Source organism: Pseudoalteromonas sp. SG43-3, from assembly GCF_014164385.1.
Taxonomy (GTDB): domain Bacteria; phylum Pseudomonadota; class Gammaproteobacteria; order Enterobacterales; family Alteromonadaceae; genus Pseudoalteromonas; species Pseudoalteromonas distincta.
Genome location: NZ_JACJFC010000047.1, coordinates 1 through 3,213, shown reverse-complemented (window position 1 = coordinate 3,213; position 3,213 = coordinate 1). Strand labels below are relative to the sequence as shown.

1 protein-coding gene is annotated in these 3,213 nt (G+C 43.2%); it reads right to left on the bottom strand.

The window, feature by feature from the left end:
• Positions 1-3,213 (bottom strand): Ig-like domain-containing protein (locus H5157_RS20430; RefSeq protein WP_182725397.1); only part of this gene is annotated, 3,213 nt, incomplete at both ends.

The following is a 3,213-nucleotide window of genomic DNA, read 5'->3' as shown; positions in this document are numbered from 1 at the left end:
TACGTCATCAACTTTACCGCTTACACTTACCGCGTCGTCTTCTGCTGCGTTTATTACTGAGTCTTCAAGCACTAGCGTTGTACTGGCTTGGGTGTCTTTTGTAAAGTTGAGGGTGCTTGTTGCTGGATTACCCGCTATATCTTGCGTGCTTACATCTACTGTGTAACCGCCATCAGACAGTGCATTTAAAATACTGCTATCTAATTCCCATTTGCCAGCGTTATCTACACTTGCAGTGCCATTAAATACAGTACTGCCGTCACTGTCTTTAATGATAATTGCTACGCTTTGGTTAGCTTCTACGTCGGTTACTGTGCCTGCTACTTTAGCAGTGCTTTGCTCAGCTGCATTTATAACTGCATCATCGCCCACATTTACAGTTACAGCGCTTTGCGTATCTTTATCAATGTTAAGATCTGCATTTGCGGTATTGCCTGCAGTGTCGGCAGTTGTTGCTGAAACAGTCAGTTCCCCTTCATCAAGGGTCGTTAAATCGAGTGAGTTACTTTGCCATGTTCCATCAGCTAAAATAGTCGCTTGCCCTGTTACTGTTTTAGTACCATCAGATACCATAACATTAACGATTTTTCCCTCTTCTATATTTGCGCTTTGACCATTAATAACTACAGCCGACTTTTCTGCATTGTTAATCAATAAGTCGTTATTTTCGCTCGGAATAGAAATTGAAGCTTGGGTATCTTTTTCGAAGGTGGTGCTATTTGTAGCTTGGTTACCAGCATCATCAAATACACTAACAGCGGCAGTAATTGTGCCATCGGCAAGCGTATTAATATCTGCGCTACTAACTTCCCAGCTGCCGTCGTTATTAATCGTAACATTAGTTATGGTTACAGGTGTGCCACTTTCATCAGTAAAAGTAACACTTGCAGTATTAGTCGGCTCTATATCCGTTACCTGACCACTCACAACAACATTTGTTTGCTCGGTTGCATTTACTACGTCATCACCCGCTGCCATTACAATGGTAGTAGCTGCTGTTTTGTCGTGTATGGCTGTATCTGTATTAGTGGCTATGTTACCAGCTACATCACTTACGGTGGCCGTCGCGGTTAATTCGCCATCGTTAAGGCCTGATAAGTCTGCATCTGTGATTGTGTAAGCATTATTTGTAACGGTGGCTTCAAAGCGGCGTTCGTTACCGGCTTCATCTTTTACTACAACCGTTACTTTTTGGTCATCTTCAATACCGATTGTGGTACCTGTAATTTCAACATTGGTGTTTTCGCCATTGCCATTTATTACGTTGTCGTCTGTATCGTTAATATCAACTGTTACTGCAACTGTGGTGTCTTTAGTAAAGGTGGTTGAGTTTGTGGCTAAATTGCCTTCAACATCTAATGCGCTCACACTTGTTGTAATTTTACCATCAGCAAGGCCTGAAATATCAGTGGCGTTAATTGCCCACACACCGGCTGCATTAATCGCGACGTTTTCAACCGTGACTTTCTTACCGTCTTTATCGGTAAATACCACAGTGGCTGTTTGATTAGCATCAGCCTCTTCTATTACGCCGCTTACAACTACATCGCTTTGCTCAGCGGTATTAATAACAGCGTCATCACCTGTTGCAACATCAATGCTGGTTTCGGCTGTTTTATCGTGAGTGGCGGTGTCTGTATCGCTTGCTGTATTGCCTGCTACATCACGTACTGTGGCTGTAGCGGTTAATTCGCCGTCGTTAAGAGCCGATAAGTCTGCACCTGAAATTGTGTAAGCATTATTGGTAACGGTGGCTTCAAAGCGGCGTTCGTTACCGGCTTCATCTTTTACTACAACCGTTACTTTTTGGTCATCTTCAATACCGATTGTAGTACCTGTAATTTCAACATTGGTGTTTTCGCCATTGCCATTTATTACGTTGTCGTCTGTGTCGTTAATATCGACTGTTACAGTAGCTGTGGTGTCTTTAGTAAAGCTGGTTTTGTTTGTGGCTAAATTGCCTTCAACGTCTAATGCGTTAACGCTAGCTGTAATTTCACCATCGGCAAGCGTTGTTATATCTGTTGCATTAACTTGCCATTTTCCATCTGCCTCAATAGCGACGTTTTCAACTGTAACTTTTTTACCGTCTTTATCAGTAAATACCACGGTGGCTGTTTGATTTGCATCGGCTTCTTCTATTACACCGTTTGCTACCACGCTTGATTGCTCTGCGCTATTAATAACGTTGTCGTCACCGGTTGCTGCAATAATGCTGGTAACGGCTGTTTGGTCAATAATTGCGGTATCTTGGCTGGTTGCTGTATTGCCAGCTAAGTCGCTTACCGTGGCTGTGGCTGTAATTTCACCATCGTTAAAGGCTGATAAATCTTCATCTGAAATTGTATACGTTTCGCCTGTCACTATTGCAGTAAAGGTTTTAGTTGTTGCGCCATCGGTTACTGTTACTGTAACCGTACGACCATCCTCTACACCAACCGCTGTGCCTTTGATTGTTACAGCTGAGCTTTCGCTGTTACCGTTAATAACGTTATCGGCTGTATCTTGTATTTCAACGGTTACATTGGCGTTGGCGTCTTTGGTAAAGGTGGTTGAGTTTGTGGCTAAATTGCCCTCAACGTCTAATGCGCTAACGCTTGCTGTAATTTCACCATCAGCAAGACCTGTTATATCAGTGGCGTTAATTGCCCACTCACCGGCTGCATTAATCGCGACGTTTTCGACCGTGACTTTCTTACCGTCTTTATCGGTAAATACCACGGTGGCTGTTTGATTTGCATCGGCTTCATCTATTACACCGCTTACGACTACATTACTTTGCTCTGCAGTATTAATAACAGCGTCATCACCTGTTGCAACATCAATGCTGGTTACAGCGGTTTTATCGTGAGTGGCTGTATCTGTATCGGTTGCTGTATTACCTGCTACATCACTTACTGTGGCTGTGGCGGTTAATTCGCCGTCGTTTAGGTCTGATACATCTGCGCCTGTGATTGTGTACGCTTCATCAGTAACTAGTGCACTGAAAGTTTTAGTATTTGTGCCATCACTAACTACTACGGTAACCGTTTGGCCATCTTCAACACCTAATGCGGTGCCGTTTATGGTTACATTTGTGTTTTCGCCATTGCCGTTAATAACGTTATCGGCTGTATCTTGTATTTCAACGGTTACATTGGCGTTGGTGTCTTTGGTTAGTGTTTCGGTATTTACCGCTTCATTGCCGGCGTTATCAAATACGCTAACACTTAC